General features: G+C 61.0%; 24 protein-coding genes. 22 read left to right on the top strand and 2 right to left on the bottom strand.

All coding sequences use genetic code 11. From position 1 onward, the window contains the following. The first annotated feature begins 450 nt into the window (after positions 1–450). Genes NHAM_RS12270 through NHAM_RS12230 form a run of 10 tightly spaced genes read left to right on the top strand, consistent with a single transcriptional unit; the run spans position 451 to position 5,856 of the window. Complete coding sequence (locus NHAM_RS12270) at positions 451–1,038, top strand: hypothetical protein (RefSeq protein ID WP_157043617.1); 588 nt, start codon at positions 451–453, stop codon at positions 1,036–1,038. After that, positions 1,035–1,241, top strand: coding sequence for a hypothetical protein (locus tag NHAM_RS26720; RefSeq protein ID WP_157043616.1), 207 nt, complete (start codon positions 1,035–1,037; stop codon positions 1,239–1,241). The genes NHAM_RS12270 and NHAM_RS26720 overlap by 4 nt, the downstream gene beginning before the upstream one ends. After that, the gene (locus NHAM_RS24020; protein WP_157043615.1) at positions 1,238–2,251 is read left to right on the top strand and encodes a hypothetical protein; all 1,014 of its coding nucleotides are present in this window, start codon (positions 1,238–1,240) and stop codon (positions 2,249–2,251) included. The genes NHAM_RS26720 and NHAM_RS24020 overlap by 4 nt, the downstream gene beginning before the upstream one ends. Next, positions 2,163–2,894, top strand: a complete 732-nt coding sequence (locus NHAM_RS12260) for a hypothetical protein (protein ID WP_157043614.1) — start codon at positions 2,163–2,165, stop codon at positions 2,892–2,894. Before NHAM_RS24020 ends, NHAM_RS12260 begins: the two co-directional genes overlap by 89 nt. Next, a complete protein-coding gene (locus NHAM_RS12255; RefSeq protein WP_011510866.1) occupies positions 2,891–4,024 on the top strand; it encodes a hypothetical protein in 1,134 nt (377 codons plus the stop codon). The genes NHAM_RS12260 and NHAM_RS12255 overlap by 4 nt, the downstream gene beginning before the upstream one ends. Further along, positions 4,021–4,302, top strand: a complete 282-nt coding sequence (locus NHAM_RS12250; RefSeq protein WP_041358055.1) for a hypothetical protein — start codon at positions 4,021–4,023, stop codon at positions 4,300–4,302. Before NHAM_RS12255 ends, NHAM_RS12250 begins: the two co-directional genes overlap by 4 nt. Continuing rightward, positions 4,299–4,493, top strand: coding sequence for a hypothetical protein (locus NHAM_RS12245; protein ID WP_157043613.1), 195 nt, complete (start codon positions 4,299–4,301; stop codon positions 4,491–4,493). The genes NHAM_RS12250 and NHAM_RS12245 overlap by 4 nt, the downstream gene beginning before the upstream one ends. Further along, positions 4,490–4,825: a hypothetical protein gene (locus NHAM_RS12240; protein WP_011510865.1), complete on the top strand. Its 336-nt coding sequence runs from the start codon at positions 4,490–4,492 to the stop codon at positions 4,823–4,825. The genes NHAM_RS12245 and NHAM_RS12240 overlap by 4 nt, the downstream gene beginning before the upstream one ends. A 21-nt stretch (positions 4,826–4,846) precedes the next feature. Next, on the top strand, positions 4,847–5,437 hold the full coding sequence (nusG, locus tag NHAM_RS12235; protein WP_011510864.1) for a transcription termination/antitermination protein NusG: 591 nt from the start codon (positions 4,847–4,849) through the stop codon (positions 5,435–5,437). After that, positions 5,434–5,856: a hypothetical protein gene (locus NHAM_RS12230; protein ID WP_011510863.1), complete on the top strand. Its 423-nt coding sequence runs from the start codon at positions 5,434–5,436 to the stop codon at positions 5,854–5,856. The genes nusG and NHAM_RS12230 overlap by 4 nt, the downstream gene beginning before the upstream one ends. 537 nt (positions 5,857–6,393) lie before the next feature. Here NHAM_RS12230 and NHAM_RS27590 read toward each other — a convergent pair. Both NHAM_RS27590 and NHAM_RS12225 read right to left on the bottom strand, forming a co-directional pair. Beyond that, the gene (locus NHAM_RS27590) at positions 6,394–6,567 is read right to left on the bottom strand and encodes a hypothetical protein (RefSeq protein WP_011510862.1); all 174 of its coding nucleotides are present in this window, start codon (positions 6,565–6,567) and stop codon (positions 6,394–6,396) included. Between the two features lie 447 nt (positions 6,568–7,014). Beyond that, a complete protein-coding gene (locus NHAM_RS12225) occupies positions 7,015–7,215 on the bottom strand; it encodes a hypothetical protein (protein WP_011510861.1) in 201 nt (66 codons plus the stop codon). Positions 7,216–7,268: 53 nt separating this feature from the next. On the opposite strand from NHAM_RS12225, the gene NHAM_RS12220 reads away from it, so the two are divergent. From NHAM_RS12220 to NHAM_RS27585, 12 genes are all read left to right on the top strand, one after another. Continuing rightward, positions 7,269–7,844: a hypothetical protein gene (locus NHAM_RS12220; protein ID WP_011510860.1), complete on the top strand. Its 576-nt coding sequence runs from the start codon at positions 7,269–7,271 to the stop codon at positions 7,842–7,844. Between the two features lie 229 nt (positions 7,845–8,073). Beyond that, positions 8,074–8,622 (top strand): hypothetical protein, encoded by a 549-nt coding sequence (locus NHAM_RS12215; protein WP_011510859.1) that lies wholly within the window; start codon positions 8,074–8,076, stop codon positions 8,620–8,622. Next, positions 8,552–10,333, top strand: coding sequence for a phage terminase large subunit family protein (locus tag NHAM_RS12210; protein ID WP_245269877.1), 1,782 nt, complete (start codon positions 8,552–8,554; stop codon positions 10,331–10,333). The genes NHAM_RS12215 and NHAM_RS12210 overlap by 71 nt, the downstream gene beginning before the upstream one ends. Positions 10,334–10,440: 107 nt before the next feature. After that, a complete protein-coding gene (locus NHAM_RS12205) occupies positions 10,441–11,946 on the top strand; it encodes a phage portal protein (protein ID WP_245269876.1) in 1,506 nt (501 codons plus the stop codon). Further along, positions 11,946–12,182 carry a hypothetical protein gene (locus NHAM_RS12200; RefSeq protein WP_041358049.1) on the top strand — a complete coding sequence of 79 codons (237 nt, stop codon included), beginning with the start codon at positions 11,946–11,948 and terminating at the stop codon, positions 12,180–12,182. The genes NHAM_RS12205 and NHAM_RS12200 overlap by 1 nt, the downstream gene beginning before the upstream one ends. 15 nt (positions 12,183–12,197) lie before the next feature. Continuing rightward, positions 12,198–13,253, top strand: a complete 1,056-nt coding sequence (locus NHAM_RS12195) for a head maturation protease, ClpP-related (RefSeq protein WP_011510855.1) — start codon at positions 12,198–12,200, stop codon at positions 13,251–13,253. 14 nt (positions 13,254–13,267) lie between these two features. Continuing rightward, entirely contained in the window at positions 13,268–13,921 is a 654-nt protein-coding gene (locus tag NHAM_RS12190; protein ID WP_011510854.1) for a head decoration protein, read from the top strand. 85 nt (positions 13,922–14,006) lie between these two features. Continuing rightward, a complete protein-coding gene (locus NHAM_RS12185) occupies positions 14,007–15,038 on the top strand; it encodes a major capsid protein (protein WP_011510853.1) in 1,032 nt (343 codons plus the stop codon). Between the two features lie 51 nt (positions 15,039–15,089). Then, positions 15,090–15,470, top strand: coding sequence for a hypothetical protein (locus tag NHAM_RS12180; protein ID WP_011510852.1), 381 nt, complete (start codon positions 15,090–15,092; stop codon positions 15,468–15,470). Continuing rightward, entirely contained in the window at positions 15,470–16,255 is a 786-nt protein-coding gene (locus NHAM_RS12175; protein WP_011510851.1) for a hypothetical protein, read from the top strand. The genes NHAM_RS12180 and NHAM_RS12175 overlap by 1 nt, the downstream gene beginning before the upstream one ends. Positions 16,256–16,258: 3 nt before the next feature. Then, on the top strand, positions 16,259–16,783 hold the full coding sequence (locus tag NHAM_RS12170) for a phage baseplate assembly protein V (RefSeq protein WP_011510850.1): 525 nt from the start codon (positions 16,259–16,261) through the stop codon (positions 16,781–16,783). 12 nt (positions 16,784–16,795) lie between these two features. Further along, positions 16,796–16,990, top strand: a complete 195-nt coding sequence (locus NHAM_RS27585) for a hypothetical protein (RefSeq protein WP_041358047.1) — start codon at positions 16,796–16,798, stop codon at positions 16,988–16,990.

Here is a 16,990-nt window from a genome sequence, read left to right as displayed (position 1 = left end):
CGCCTCGGAGGCGAGGCCGTCGTTGCCACAATCACGGGGACCGCCTCTACGGCTCCGTACCGCTGGCAATACCCTCGTGACAAAGGCGGCACCAACGGCGTCATTCCGCAGCGTCATCACCTGGCGCTACTGGATTATGCAAACGCGAATTCGATCGCCCTGACCGCATCGGACTTTCTCCCGACCAGAGCCGCCCCCTCCGAGCCGGAGCGTGCGGCATGACGGCGGCATCCATCAATGCACCGTCCACCCCATCACCCGATAGTACAGCGCCCCGTGCTGGCGCTGCATCGCCCGATCCCATTCCCGAAACTTCCGAATCGCTAACGCCCGGTCATGACACCGGCGATCGCGCAGCAACGCCTGCCGCCGCGGTCGGCTGATCGATCGGCGTGCGCGCCGGTCTGTCTGTGTGCGTTCCATTTTTCCAACCTCGTGTGAGTGAACTCGATGCACGAAGCCTACGCAGGAACGGCGGGTTCGCCAAAAAAGGGGAGTGACAGATTGGGTAATGTTTTTCCCAGTTTGAGTACCATTTCCCCTCTTCAGGCGGCGATCACCAACGTCTTCAAAGTCAAACAACCCCATAAAACGTGGGCTTTAATCGCAAACACACTGAAGGTCAGTGAGCGTACCGCCAAACACCGGGTAGCAAACGCCCGGGCGTACACAGTCGAAGAACTGCAGGTGATTCTGCAGGGTGAGAACGGTCTCGAATTCCTGAACGTGCTCATGGCCGATGCAGAGCCGCGTTGGTGGTGGTGGGCGAAGCGCGTGATGGCGATTGCCGCGCGGCGTCGGCAGGCCGCCGAGATTGATCAAGAAATCCTCAAACTCGAAACAAGCCCGCTGGCTGAGGCTGGCGCGCGCCGTCGTATCAAAGGTGACATCGATGCCAGTAAAAACGTCGGTGCCAAACTCGCCCGCGCGGAAACCGCCTTGGGGTTTTTGGCTCCGAACACTGATCGCGCTGGGCGTGGCGCCATGGCTCCGACCAAAGCCCAAACCGTCCGAACAGTCGGAGGGCGAGGGCGATGAATAGATCCTGCCCGCCTAATGTTGCCAGCCTGTTTTGCAGCAAGGCAATCGCTGTTGCTCTTGGCGCAGGGTTGGTGCCGGCGCCGACGAGCCCGACGGCTGAACCGCGCGAGATCGTCGACAGCGTCCGCGCCGGCAACGTCATCGCCGTGGCGACGCCGTCGGGTGAGTATTTCCTGTGGCCCTTGTGGAGGGCCTCATGAGCATGAACTACGGCGTCGTCAAGCCATCGTTCTGGACCGGAGCCACCGGCCGGGCATTGCGTCAGGATGTCGATGCCCAGGTGGTGGCGCTGTACTTGATGACGTCGCCACACGCGAACATCATCGGCGTGTTTCGATGCCCCATCGACTACATCAAAATCGAAACAGGAAGGACCATCGAAGGGGCTTCGAAGGGGCTTACCAAGCTCTGCGAACTGGGCTTCTGCAGCTTCGATCCCGAGACCGAGACGGTCTGGGTCCGCGAAATGGCACGTTTCCAGATCGGTGATGCCTTGAAGGGGGGCGACAAGCGCATCAAGCACGTCATTCGGTTCTTCGATGAAATTGAAAATCCCCGCTTCAAACGGGCGTTTTTCGAAAAGTACGGTGCCGCGTACCAACTTCCAGAACCACCAAAAGCGCCCGATGATGAAAGCCCCATCGAAGGGGCTTCGAAGCCCATTCAAAGCCCCATCGAAGCCACTGTCACTGTCACAGTCACTAGCACTGACACAGTCACACCTCATCCTTCGGATGAGGATGCAAGCCCCATCGAAGGGGCTTCGAAGGCCCTTCGTAACATCAAGCCAATCAGCAAGCGAAAAGCTTCGCCTCAAAAATCATCCGTGCCGGCCGATCTGCGGCTGCAAGGCCTTCGCGATTACTTCACCGAGCAAGCCGACCGACTTGGAGTGACCGACGGCGCCAACGAGTTTGATCGCTTCATCGATCACCATCGCGCCAAGGGCAGTACGTTTGCTGATTGGGAGGCAGCGAGCCGCACTTGGCTGCGCAACTCGGTGAAGTTTGCCCAGACCTCGCCCGCCCTGCGGAGCGGTAGCCACCCCCAACAATTCCAGGAACGCGTCACCAACGGCTTCGCAACAATCCTCATGGATCGCAAGCGACAGGAGCAACAGCATGCAGATGGTCCGATCATCGACGTCACCCCAAATCAGCCAGGCGGATCGAGCGGCACTGACCGACGCAAAGAACTCACTGGTCGGTGACGAACTCACGCGACCGCTGGCGCCCGATGTCCGACAGCGGCTTGCTGCGTTCGTCGACAACACCGAGTGCTTCAGGGTACCGGCAACCACCGACCAGATCACAGGCGAGATCGCTGCGCTCATGCTGGCGTTCAAGTCGGCGAGGGCGGTCTCAAGCGACGAGGCTGTGGCGATGACGCTGGCCTACACCGATCTGCTGTCGGACCTGCCGTTGTGGGCGATCCAGCGAGGCTTCCGGAAGATCAAACTGGGCCAGGCTGAGGACGTGAGCCTTGATTTCCCGCCTTCTGCACCACGGCTGCGCAAGGTCGTCGCCGACGAGATGATTCCGCTGCTGACTGACCGCACCAACATCCAGCGCGTACTCACGGCGCGTGTCGGTTTGCCGGATAATCCCGACCGCGTTGTCCGGCCAACGCTTCGGCAAATGAAGGAAAAATACGGTGAGAACTGGGGATTAAACCTCAGCGAACCACCGCGCGAAGCCAAGCCAGAGTTCAGGTCGCTTCAAGGGGATGCGCTCAAAGCGCACTATGACCGGTATGGCCTGGGTTTCGAGCCAAAGCCGCAACGTCATGATGACGTAACGGAGAACGTAACGGTCGACGTAACGTTTCAGGATCAAAAGGCGGTGGCGCGGTGACCCATCGCCCGATCGCTCCCATCGAGATCAACGGTTTCATCCCCGGCGGCACGCCGCGGGCGAAGCCGATCTTTGAGTGGGTCGATCCGGCAACGTTGCTCGTCGACGAAGGCTATCAGCGCGACAGCAGCGAACGCAGCCTGAAACTGGTCCGCAAGATCGTGGCCGGATGGGATTGGGCCAAGTTCAAGGCGCCGTGCGCGGTGCTGACCGATGCCGGGCTCGAACTGATCGACGGCCAGCACACCGCCATCGCAGCCGCCACTCATCCCGAGGTCGACCAGATACCTATCATGATCGTGGACGTCGACGAGCGCGCCGAACGGGCGGCGGCCTTCATCGGTCACAACAAGGACCGCGTTGCCGTCACCGCCGCCCAAATCCACGTTGCGGCTATTGCCGCCGGCGACGCTGAAGCGGTCGGCATCGAGGCCGTCTGTGACGCTGCGGGTGTTCGCACGCTGCGCGCACCGTCGAAAGAACCGAAGCCGGCCGAGACCATGGCGATATCGGCGATCGGAGCCGTCATTCGCGGGCGAGGGTGCGATGATGCGGTCAGGGTGCTCAAGATTGCGGTGGAGGCCAAGGTCGCGCCGCTGACGCAGATCGAGATCAAGGCCATCGATCTCCTGCTCTTCGGCGCGGACTACCGCGGCCAGATCAGCGACGGGACCTTTGTGGCGACGATCAGTGCGATGGGCCGAAAGGCATACAACGACGCGAACGTGTTCCGCGCCGCCCATCCGACCACGCCGCTCTGGAAGGCGCTGGCGATCACTTGGTTCAAGGGTCGCAGGTCGGCAGCGCTGAAATCCCAGCCGTCCGCTGCCCTCAAAATTGAGGCATCCAAAAAGACACTCGGCAAAGCCGTGGCGAAGATTTCCCAAATCGTGCCTGCGCCTATCAGCGACAATGAGGATAGGCCGCGCTCGCTCTTGCCGCCGGAGCGCAAGGGCCAATCTGTGGCCGACGGGGCGAAGCGGGACGACCGCCCCTCGTTGCGTGGCTGGGTCGCAGGCAACCACCTTCGGCGTTGCGGCCCGTGCGGCTCGCCATTTGTCGGCGGGCTGAGGGCAACGGAGTGTGCCGACTGCGCCTATCGAGCCGAAGAGGTTTCGAGGGCGTCATGAGCAACGTCGTGCAGTTTATCCCGCGCCGATCCGACCGGGTCGTCATCGACTGCGCGCGCGTCGCCGAAAGCACGGTCCTGTCTTGTCGGGGTGAGAAGCGGATTGTCCACGCTCCACCCGTGTTGAGGTACTTCGTCACGCTGTACGAGGCGTGTGGAGGTGAGATCGGACTTTGGGATGGCGCGTCTTACGGGGAGGCTCGCGAGGCCGCGCGCGAGGCCAGCGCCGATTGGCGCAACTGCACGATCATAGACCACGTCCGCGAGGTGCCGGTGTGATGCGCGCCCAGGTTAACCCCAACGTTAAGGCCGGGGAGATTCCGGTGATCAAGTTTGACGACGTCGGCAAGCTGACGCTGATGGCCGCCGCGGGTGGGTTCGTCATGTGCCGCCGTCCTGGCTGCTATCCAGTCATCCGGACGATGAAGGAATGGCGATCGCTCAGCGATAAACCGTGGTGCGCTGAATGATGACCCGCCAGATCCTGCCCCAGCGTCGCGCCTGCGAAACCTTCCAGATCAGGTTCTGGAACCAGCAGTTCTACGTCACCGTGGGTTTCTATCCCGACGGCAATCCCGGTGAGGTCTTCATCGACGGCGGCAAGACCGGGCAGGGCGTGCAGGCGACCGCCCGTGACGCGGCCGTGGTGTTGTCACTGGCCCTGCAGCACGGCACGCCCCTGGAAACCATCAAGCGCGCCATTTCACGCGACGGGGCCGGTAATCCGACGGCGATTATCGGTGCCATCATCGACCGACTGACGGAGGATCACGCCGCTGCGAATCCGGCGAGCCGGGCTTGAGTTGCGAAAGGGCTATTGTCGATGACAGGCAAATCAATTTGGTACGTTCTTCAAACGAGACCAGCGCACGAAGACAAGGCGGCGCGCGGCCTGGTGGCGCGTGGGTTTGATCCTTACGCGCCAGTCGTTTATCGCCGCGTTCCGACCGGCCGGCGGGACGACAAGGGGCGCAAGCTGACCCGCGAGATCGCCCGACCTATGTTCCCCGGTTATATTTTCGTTCAGTTCGATGCCGGCGATGAGAAATTCGCGGAGGTTCGGATCGTCCCGGGAATCACCGGCTACCTCAAGGACGAAGCGGGTGAACCGCAGGCGGTACCGGACGTGGCCATGGACCTCATCGCTGTGAGCGAAACAGAGGAATTTGGTCGCTACCTCGATGAAGAAGAGCGCGCGCGGCGGGCGGCGTTGCGGGCATCGAAGCGCAAGCGGGGTCCGCCTGAATTTAAAGCCGGCGATGACGTTCGCGTAGTCCGCGGCGAGTGGAAGGACTGGATCATGAAGGTATCGAAGGCGGATGACCTCGGTCGGGTTGTCCTCCTGTTCCATATCTTCGGGCGAGAAACAAAAATCCATGCAGATCAAGCGGACTTGGAGGTCGCGGGCGTATGAATGTGGGATGGGCTCCTAGCAAAGACGAGCGTTTGCTTGCGGTAAAAGGTGACGGCGCGTCGTTTCAGGAAGCTTGCGAACGTCTTGGCGTCTCGCGCAGTGCCGCTATCGGTCGGTATCATCGGATTAAGGGCACGGTTTTCCCGTCGCAGGCACAGCGCCGCGCCCGGCAGGCTGAAGAGACCCGCCGCCAACGGCGCATCAAGTCTGAACGCGAGAAGGTGCACGCCGCAATACTGGACGCGATGGAGGAAGCCATCAACAACGGCATGAAACGCAACGACGCCATTGTGTCAGCGGCAAAGGCCAAGTGTCCGATCGGGCTTGTAGCCAAGCGTCTTCAGCTTTCGCGGCAGCGTGTGGATAAAATACTCCGAGACTACGAAGTTGCATTTGGTAACAAATCAAATCACCCGTAAATGGTAAGGCGTTCGGTCGGCGCCACGTTGGAACGCTCGACCGCTGCGCAGGCATTCAAGGTAGAGGCCTGACGACTGTGCGGCAGGTGCTAGTCACCGTGACAGACCGCAGCCTTAAGGGCTGTGGACCGCGCGGAGCGTCCTTCAACGGTTTCGAGGATTGTTGCGTTAGTACCTCGATCGCGTTTGGGCCAGACGCCAGACGCCCTCTGGACAACGATCTTTAATCGAGCGTCAGCCTTTGATGCGGATTCCGGATTTTGGCTCCAGCAATCGGATTACGTAAACCGTAGCGACGAGTTGCAAATCCCGCCTTGACGGGCGTCGACGGCGACCCTCGCTAACTTTTGTATTTGGGATCGTGAGAGTGATGTTTGTCGCGCTCACCGCCACCACCAGACACCTTAGAGGAGCGGCCGCTTGTTGGCTCCCCGGGTCGCGGTGTTTTCTCTTTGATAGACTTCTCGGGATGCTTCCTGTCCTGCTGTGAAGAACCAGGCCCGCCAAAACGCTCCACACTCTCGTTTTTGTGCGCCATCATCGATCCTGCTGGTAGCCTTGGTGTGTCGTGTTTACCTTGATGTTGCCGTGTCGACCTTGTTGATCAAAGTTCTCTCGCTCAGGGATTTCATCGTCCCGCTTCACCTTTGGGTCGCTTCCTGTGCCCTTCGGGCTGCGCTGTTCAGGTGGCACCCGCGGCATCTTTGTCATTGCTAAACCTCCATCGTTTAGAGGGGTCAATGCTGGTAGAGTTTGATTGTTCCGAATGGCGGCGGATCGGTTGTGGAGGTCGCAAGGTCTCTTTGTGAACAATCAGAGAAAGCGGAACCGTGATTGATAAAGCCTGTCTCGCAGAAACGACCTAGCCCTCAGCGCGTTCAATCCGGCAGTTGAGTGCGGGAGGTGGGCGTGCGGAATTCGCATTGGCTGATGTTGGGTGCGATCGCGGTGATCGTGATAGCTGCGGTGTTGGTAATGTTCCCGCGCAAGGTGCGGGAGGATCACGAAAGTTGGCGGGTGCCGCGCTGTTCGTCCGAAGTCGGCGACTGCGCACCAACTATCCGACCCGAGGGATCGGGCGGCCCATGGATACCGAAGCCATCAAGCGCCGAGCGTTTGAGAAGCAGTTCGCAAGCTCATTGATGGGCTCCAGTTCCGTCAGTCCTTTTTCTTTGCAAGCGCGTCCCGTTTGTTGGCCAACAGTTCCAGTTCTTTCGATTGTTGAGCAATCCTGTCTGACACCAAGGCATCGATTTCAGCCCCTGACGCCGCCGCGGCCTGTTCGATCAATTGCCGGATATTGTCCCGAATGATACTCATCCGGGCCTCGATCTCTGCGATGGCATGCGTTCTGACCATCGGCGCTTCTCCGCATCTCGGACGGATATTAACTCACTTTGGGGTTAAATTCTATGACCGCCAGTGTCGTTAAGGTCCGTTGGGCCGACCAAAACCTGAAGCACTTCGGCAAGAAGCTGGTCCAACTCAACACGCGGTTTCCGAAGGTGTTACCGCGCATCGTCAACCAGGTCGGCGACCGCGCCAAGACGCAGGTCATTCGCAACCTGACGCGCCAGACCGGGTTGCCGCGCAAGACGATCGTAAATGCGGTCGGCGATCCGGGTAGGGCGCATGCCCGCCGGCTGTCCTACGAGATGGTCACGCGCGGCGGAAACATTCGCCTAAAATTCCTCGCACCGCGCGAAACGCGGCCCGGTGTGACGGCAAAGCCTTGGGGCAAGCGCCAGCTCTTTCCCGGCACCTTCATGAAGGGTGGTCGGTTTCCCCACCGCAAGGTGGTCGAGAAGTTCAACGGTCATGTCTATCGACGGCTCAACACGTCAGGCACCAGGATCACACAGGCGAGATCAGGAATGTTCATCCCGACCGAGATGACCACAGGCTCCACCAAGGCCGCGTTCGAGCGCATCGCTGCGCCGCTGCTTCAGCAGCGCGTCGAGGCTGCCATTCACAAGCTGCTCGGGTGACGGAATCGGTAGGGTTGAGCGGGGGTGCGGCTTCTGTGGCGGATCAGCAACATCGTTGCCGATGGGACACACCCCCAGGTTGGGTCCCTTTCCAGCCTCTGCCGGCCTAGCGGGGACGGGTACCTGCGGGATTTCAGTCTATGCAAAAAATCCTAAGGGGGTTCCGCCGCCATTGATAAATAAGGGGAATTTCGACGCTCTATTTTGGGTCGTCGATTGAGCGTTCAAAATGGTCAAAACTCAGTCGTTGAATGGCGAGGTTTCAGCGAAGGAACTGGCTGAATTATTTGGGATTTCGGACCGTTCTGTCCGCGAGTTGCACGATCGCGGGACCGTCAAGAAATCGGCACGCGGCCGCTACCTGCTCACCGAGAGCGTCCAGCTTTACACGGCGCATCTGCGCGGCGTTGCGGCGGGGCGCGGCGGCGAGGGTGGCGTTCTTGATCTGACGGTGGAGCGTGCGCGGCTTGCGAAGGAGCAGGCCGATGCGGTGTCCTTGAAAAATGCGGTGATGCGGCGCGAGTTGGTGCCTGTTTCGGACGTGGAGCGGGAATGGATGTCTGTTGGCCGTCAGGTCCGCAGTGGAATGCTGGCTGTGCCTTCGCGTGTTCGCCAATCTCTCCCGCACCTCACTGCCTTTGACGCCGATCTGATTGATCGTGAAATCCGCGATGCTCTGACTGGCTTGGCTGATAATGACAGCGATCATGAAGTTGCGGTCGGCGATGTGGTCGAGTCTGACGCCGCCGCCAAAGCTAAAGTTGTCGGAGTGGATTGAACGAAACGTCCACCTCCCGGCCGAGGTATCGTCATTGTCTGGCCTGATGCGACTGTGGCGGTTTCAGCGCGATATCGCGGATGCGATCGGCGACACGGCAGTCGAAAGGGTGACGTTGGTCAAGTCGGTTCGCATCGGCTTCACATCGCTCCTGACAGGCGCGATCGCGAGCTATTGTTCGAACGATCCGGCACCTATCCTGGCCTTACTGCCAACGGAGTCCGACTGCCGCCGTTACGTGGTGGCTGACATCGAGCCGATCTTTGATGAATCGCCTTCGCTTCGTGGCATGTTGTCTGATGGGAGTGACGAGTCTGGCCGCAACACGATCCTGGCTCGCAGGTTCCCGGGAGGCTCTCTGACGTTGGTCGCGGCCAAGGCGCCACGCAACCTTCGCGCTCACAATGCCCGCGTCCTGTTCATGGACGAAGTGGATGGCATGGAGATGACTAAGGAAGGGCCGCCAACGATTCTCGCTGAAAAGCGAACCATGTCTTTCGCGGATCGAAAGATCGTGACGGGATCGACGCCGATCTTCGAAGAAACCAGCCCGGTCATTCGGGCTTACGCGAAATCGGATCAACGTATCTTTGAAGTCCGCTGCGTTGAATGCGGCGAGTTCCACGAAATCGTTTGGAGGGACATCCACTGGCCCGAAAGTGAGCCGGAAAAGGCGCACTGGTGCTGCCCTGGTTGCGGAAGCGTGGTTGAAGAAAAGCACAAGCCGGCAATGGTAGAGGCGGGGCGATGGCGGGTGACGAAGCCGGAAGTTGTTGGGCACGCCGGCTTCCGCGTCAACGCTCTGGTGTCGCCCCACAAGAATGCGGCGTGGGGCATCCTCGCGAAGGAATTTCTTGAGGCGAAGTCGGACCCCGGCTCGCTGCAAATCTTCGTCAACACGATCCTTGCAGAAGGTTGGCGCGAGGAAGGCGAGGAGCTCGATGAGGCAGAACTCTCAACCCGGGCCGAGCTGTTCGGCTTGGTCGCTGACGAGAATGTTGGGTGTACCGGCATCCCAGAGTTGGTGATGGTCATCACCGCCGGCGTCGACGTGCAGCGCAAGGATCGCCTGGAGGTCACCTTCGTCGGCTGGGATGAGGCGGGCAACGCTTACGTCCTCGGGCACACGGTCATCTGGGGTTCGCCGGAAGATGAGACGACGTGGTCCGAACTGGATTCGGTCTTGGGGACGAAATGGAGCCATCCCCTCGGCGGCAAGATCGGCATCGAAGCCGCCTGCGTTGACAGCGGCGACGGCGAGACGATGGAGTCGGTTTACGCCTTCTGTTTTCCCCGCGCCCGCAAGAAGGTGCTGGCGATCAAAGGCGTCAACGGAACGCGCCCCTGGATCGAGCGGTCAAAGCAAAAGATCAAGGGTGGCTATCTCTGGATCGTTGGTGTCGACGGCATCAAAAGCACGGTCTATTCGCGCCTGAGACGGTCGAACATGATCCGCTTTTCGCGCGATCTGCCGACCGTCTGGTACGAGCAATTGGCGAGTGAGCGCGTCGTGGTCAGATATTCGCGGGGCCAGCCGGCGCGACGTTTCGAGCGTATATCCGGCAAGGATGCCGAAGCGCTCGACTGCACGGTCTACGCTTTCGCCGCGAGGCAAGTCGTCAACGTGAACTGGGCTCAGCGTCGCGAAGTTCTGCGGACAAATGAACCAGCGGCGAAGAAGCCGCGCGAGAGATGGGCAGCATACAAATGAACACACGGACGCGCCGACGGCGCAAAGGCCCGGAGCCTTCCGCTGGCGCTGTACCGGTCCAGCCTCGCGCGCAATATTTGCGTGGTGACCGCTCCGGAATCTTGCAGATGCGCCGCGCTATCACGCGCGACGGGACCGTTAATGTGCGGGAGGCGGCGGCGAGGGCGGCGGCGCTGGCCTGGGATTTCATGCACAACTCCGGCTGGCTGGCTGGAGCCGCAACACAGGTCATCACCGACACGATCGGCACCGAACTGAAACTGAACTGCCGCCCTAATCTGTCGCGGCTTGGCTACGATGCGCAAGAGCAGTCGGAGTTCTGCCGGTTGGTTGAGGCCGAATGGCACCGCTACGCGTGGGAGCCGCGCGAGTGCGATCTGGCAGGCAAGGCCACGATTGCTGAAATGCTCGATGGCGTGATCCGCTATTATCTCGCCAGCGGCGAAGCCTTCGGCATTCTCGACTTTTTGCCGACCGGCCAACGGAAGCGTTATGGCATCAGGACCGGGACCAAGATTTCGCTTGTCGCGTCGCATCGCTTGAAGCGAGAAACAAACGAATTCAACGGGATGGACCAGGGCATTTTTCACGACGCGATCGGACGCCCGACCCATTATCGTTTCTGCCGCCGCGAAAGCGGCATGGATGTCGACCACGATATTCCTGCTTATGACGGTCGCGGCTTGCGCCGCGTGGTGCATGTCATGGACCGCGGCGACAACCCCGACAGCCCGCGCGGCATTTCGCCGATGACGCCGGTGATGAAGGTCGCGGCGCAATTCGACCAGCTTGCCGATGCCACACTGGCGACGGCGTTGATGCAGACAATCTTTGCGGCGACGATCAAGAGCCCGGAAGCGTCGGCGGCGGCGTTCGAAGCGATCAACAGCCTTGGCGAAGATTATGACGATCTTCGCGGCGACCTGATGGATGTCTGGGGCCAGCGCCTCTCCGCTCTGAAAGAGGGTGGTATCTCGATGAACGATCCGGCGCGGATCAACCATCTTGGACCAGGCGAAGAATTTACAATGCACACGGCCTCGACGCCAGGGTCGCAGTACCTGCCATTCTCGCAGAATCTTCAGCGCGAAATGGCGCGGTGCATCGGCATCACTTACGAAAGCCTGGCGATGGACCATTCCAGCGCCAGTTATTCGAGTGTGAAAATGTCGATGGCGTCGATCTGGCCGATCGTTCTACGGCGACGGGAGCGGATCGCAGCGCCGTTCTGCCAAGCAATTTATGAAAACTGGCTCGACGAGATGATCTGGTCGGGGGCAATCCCGGTCAAAGGCGGATACGCCGCCTATTCCGCCAATCGCATCGATGTCGTCGATACCGAGTGGCGCGGCCCTGAGCGGCCAAGCGCCGACCCGTACAAAGATGCGCTTTCGAACAAGATCGAGCTGGAGATGGGCGCGACCACGATGCAGCGTATCTACGCCGCCAAGGGGCTGAATTGGGAGGAAGAAACCGACCAGATTGCCCGCGAAATGGACAAGCTGAAGAAAATCGAGATGCCAGCTCCCTTTGGCAGGAGCCAGGGTGGCGGCGCGGGCCCCAATGGCGCGGCCGCCGAAGGTTTGCGCGAGCCGGCGAAGGTAGTCGAGTGATGGCTGGAATCGACTGGTGCGCAAAGGCCGCGGCGTTGCGCACCCGCTATGAGGCATTGCGCGACGGTACCGCAAATTCGGAAGTCCGGTTCGGCGACGACATGATGAAGAAGACCAAGGCCTCTCTGGATCTTCTTCTTGCTGACCTGAGAGAGGCCGAACGTCTTTGCGCGGAAAGCCAAGGCGGGCGGGTGCGGCGCCGCTACGCCGCCACCGGGCGGATGCGCCCTTACTAATCAAGGAACACCGACATGGCTGTCTATCAGGATGGCGAGCTCGTCTTGTACGGGATCGTCGGCGAGAGCTTTTGGGATGAAGGATTTACGGCCAGCGAAGTTCTCGCCGCGCTGGCCGAGCATGGTCGAGACAATGATCTGACTGTGCGGCTCAACTCGGGCGGCGGCATCGTGAATGACGCGATTGCCATTTACAACGCGTTGTCTACCCACAAGGGCAAGGTCACGATCCAGGTTGACGCGATCGCGGCGTCGGCTGCGACGGTGATTGCGATGGCCGGCCAAGAGATCGTCATGAGGGTCGGCTCGATCATGATGATTCATGATCCGATGAACGTAACCTTCGGCAATATTGAAGATCACGAAAAAACCATCGAGCAATTGACCGCCTACGCCAACCAGATGGCGTCGATTTATGCCGAGCGGTCTGGCAACGAGCTCGATGACGTTCGATCCGACATGAAAGCCGAGATTTGGCTCACTGCCGAGCAGGCGGTCGAGAAGGGTTACGCCGACAAGGCCGAAGCGGCCAAAGCTAAGGCCGTTGCTGCATTCGACTATCGCATTTACGCGCACGCGCCGAAGTCACTGACGGCGATGGCGGTGAAGAAGAATTGGTCTTTTGAGGCCAAGGAGCCGGCGGCTTCCGCCCCGGTCAACCCCAGTCAGAAAGGAAATCTCATGACTGATAAAGAGCGGGCGGACCAGTTGGCCGCCGAACTTGATGCCTTGAAGGCGAACAAGGACTCCGCCGCCTCCGCCGCAATGCAGGCAGAGCTTGCAACGCTTCGCGCTGAAAAGGAGGCCCGCACCAACACCGACGCCATCATGGCGCTCGACGAGGCAAAGGGCCGCGAGGCGCAGGCCAAGGCTCTCGCTGACGTTGGTGTGAAGGTCGGCGCGGCCAAGGCCGTTCTGTCTGCGGCGCCCTCTGTCGACGCTGGCACTCCCGGCACTGCCGAGTACGAAGCGGCCCGCGCCGCCGGGGCTGGGCTCAAGGGCAATCATGCGCCGAAGGCAGATGTCAACGCCGGCTGGGCCAAGGCCTTCGCCCGCACCAACGCGTCCTAACAGGAGAAGCGCAAATGACCACTCTTAATGAGGGCCGTCATCCGGGTGAAGCTGTGATGACCGAGGCCAACGGGAACCGCAGTCGCGAATCCCTCACCATCGCCGCCGAGCAGACGATCGAGGCAAACACGATCCTGGCGAAGCGCGCCGTCGCTGCCGATGTCGTCGCGACGCCTTCCGCCGCCGTAGGCAACACAGCGTCGGCTGGCACGGTCGCCATGGGTACGCCGCCCGTTACCTCGAAGGTGAAAGACGGTCGATACAAGGGCATCGCTGTGACCGCGACCACCGTGAGTTGGGAAGATCCTGACGGCAAGGAGATCGGTGTTTCCACCCACGGGACTGAATTCTCAAAAGGCGGCGTCAAATTCACGATCACGGCTGGCGGTAGCGCCAACGTGGCCGGCGACGAATTCTATATCGACGTGGCCGCCGATGCCGAGGACTTCGAGCATATCGCCTATGCCGTTGCCGATGGCTTGCCGATTGGCGGCATCGCAATCTATCCGGCGACCACCGGCGCGAGCGAGACCGCGAAGATCGCCGCGATCGTCCGTGACGCCGAAGTAAACGGTCACTGCATCGCATGGCCCGCCGGCATCACTGCAGCGCAGAAAGCCGACGCTACACAAGAGCTGGCCGCTATCGGCATCATCGTTCGCAACTGATCCAGCCGAGCGGCCAGTACGCCGACCTTCACCCTATCGTGGCCCGCCATTGAGCCGGCCTAATCTTCGAAAAAGGAGAGCCGCCGTGCTCGATATCTTCAACAACGACGCATTTTCGGTCACGTCGCTCACCGACGCGATCAGTGATAAGAAAGTCCGACCCGGCCGTCTTGGCGAGCTTGGCTTGTTCAACACCACTTCTGTCACCACTCTCACCATTGCGCTGGAAAGCATCGGCGACACCATCCAGTTGGTGGCGCCGTCGCCGCGTGGCGCTCCCGGCGAAACGCGCGGGAACGAGAAGCGGTCTGTCCGCAACCTGTCCATCCCGCATTTCCAGCGCGACTGGTCGGTTGTGGCCGACGAAGTTCAGGGTATTCGCGCCTACGGCTCGGAAACGCAGCTTATGACTGTGCAGGGGCTGGTTGCCCAGAAGATCGCGCAGAACATCGCCGATCTGGATCTGACCGACGAGTATTCTCGCATCGGTGCGATCCAGGGCATCGTCACCTATAAGGGCGGGCAGACGCTCAATCTGTTCGACGAGTTCGGCGTGGCTCAGCCGGCCGAGGTCGACTTCGACCTCGACAACGCCAGCCCGGCTTCTGGCGCGCTTCGCAAGAAGTGCGTTGGCATCATTCGCGACACGCACAAGGCGCTGGGCGGCGTGCCGTTCCAATACCTTCATGCCTTTGTCGGCGACACGTTCTTCGATCAGTTGTTGGCGCACAAGGAGGTCACCGCAACCTACGAGGGATGGGGCGACGCGCGCATTCTTCGCGAGAGCTATGTCGGAAAGAACCGGGCATCCAATCCAATGTTCGAATTCGGCGGCATCGTGTGGGAAAACTACGGCGCGATCGACGCCAGTGGCGACGGCGCTCTAATGGGTATCACGGCGACGGCCGCCAAGTTCGTGCCGATTGGCGTCCCTGGCCTGTTCCGCACCTACTACGGCCCAGCCGACTACATGGAGACGGTCAACACCCTTGGGCAGCGCCTCTATGCAAAGCAGTGGCCGATGCAGAATGGCAAGGGCGTGCATGGTGAGACGCAGACCAACGCGCTGCATATCGCAACGCGCCCCGCTGCGCTGCTGCGCGCCAAAAACACCTGATAGCAGCGGCGGCGAGGCAGAATAGCCCCGCCGCCACATTCGGAGGCGATCATGCAGCCAGCTCGCTATCATTCCGCTCGCGATGAGCTTTTCGCGGCTGTTGATGAAGAAATGGCCGAGCCGGTGCGGCTGGCCTTCATGAAAAGTGGTGTCGTCGATCCTGACCGGCCAACGGTTGAGATCGAGGCGATGCTACGTGTCGGCGGCGACAAGGAAACCAGCGTTGCTGGCAGCGCGGCGCAGTCGTGGCGCACGCAGATCGCGGCGCAGCGTGGCGAGTTGAGTATCGACCCCGTCAAATATCCGGCGCTCTCTTTTAGAAGGGGCGACAAGGTCAAGGCGTTGTCGAGGCCGGGCGAGCCGTGGTTCGAGGTCCTCGCCATTGACGATCGTGGCATGGCGCGGCTCGTGTTGCAGTTGGGAGAGGCTTGATGATCGGGCGGACCGCATTGCGCATGGCGGCGATCGAGGCGTTGAAGGGTCACACGATGGTCGGCGGCAACGTGCTGGACAGCGAGATCGGCGCGCTTGATGTCGGCGCCGACGGCAACCTGCGCACGGATCAGGAAAAACCGTTCATTTCGGTCTACGTCGAGGGCGCAAAGCTGGAAGGCGGTGCGGATATCCGCGCGCTGCACAGGTCCGGGCCGACCGAGCTGGTCATCGAGATCGGCATAACCGCCGCGATGGTCGAGACCAATGGCGAGACCGGCGAGTCGTCGATCGTTGGGCTTCAGATCCCGCCGACCGATCCCGCCTTCGAATTCTTCCTCGATTGCACGGGGCAGCAAGTGGTCAACGCACTGACCGATCCGGGCAACGCCTGGGCGGAAATCTGGCGCGGCTTGTCGTCGGGCGTCATCAAGATCGAGCGCCGTCGCACGGCCGATGCCACCCATGGTGTGCGTATCGCGGCTCACCAGATGGTCATCACCGTCGATCTGTTGCCTGACCCGGTCTATGGCGAGCCGGTGGCGGCAACGTCGATCTGGAAGAAATTCTTCGACAAGTTGGCCGGCGACATCAACCCGATCACGGTCAAGAAGCGCGCCGCGCTGCTGGCGCTGCTCGGCGATCCCGACGTGACGTTGAACAGCGAAGCGCAGCGGCGACGGTTCGGCATGACGCTGGAAGAGGTGCGGGCGCTGTTCGATAGCGCGGTGCCCGCGGCTGAGGCGACCGAGCCCAATATCGCGTCGGTCGCGATCGAGGACTGAACCGTGTCCAGCATCATTGATCGCATTGTCGAGTTGGGGCGGCGGATCGCGGATCTTGAGCGGCGCAACCGCAATCGGCGGCGCACCGGCGTCATCACCGAAGTCGATCACGCCAAGGGCCTGGCGCGGGTCAAATTCTCGGAAAAGCCGAAGCCGTATCTTTCGCCATGGGTGCCATGGCAGGAGATCGCCGCCGGCGGCATCAAAACGCACATCCCGCCGACCGTGGGCGAGCAGGTCGATGTGGTGTCCGAAAGCGGGGATTTGACCGACGCCGTCATTGAGATGTCGACGCCGTCAAATTCAAACCCGCGACCGCATGACGGGCCGGAGCTTGTCATCGTCAGGGGCGATGCCCGGTTTGAAATGAGCGACACGTTCGTGCGCGGCAAGTTTAAGGATGCTCGGTTCGTCGCCTCCGACAAGGTCGCGAAAATTCGCAAAGGTGGCTCGTGGATCGTGGCCGACGGCAACGGGGTGATCGTGTCTCACGAGCCGGTCGTCGGTGCCGATCCCGATCCAAACTGAAGGGGAAATGACATGAAGGTTATCGTCAAGATTTCGGGCTTCTACGCGGGCACCTGGCATGACGCGGGGCCGCGCGAGGTCGAGATGGCCGACCGCGTCGCCAAGCCGTTCCTGCCGCCCTATGGCGACCAGCTCGCGCGTGCACCGGCGGCGTCCAAGCCGGTCGAAAAACCAGCCGTCAAGCCGAACGAGAAGAAGGCCGGCTGA

Origin of the sequence: Nitrobacter hamburgensis X14, from assembly GCF_000013885.1 — a bacterium.
Classification (GTDB): domain Bacteria; phylum Pseudomonadota; class Alphaproteobacteria; order Rhizobiales; family Xanthobacteraceae; genus Nitrobacter; species Nitrobacter hamburgensis.
The sequence above is the reverse complement of the archived record's forward strand: the minus strand, read 5'-3'. Positions and strand labels throughout refer to the sequence as shown.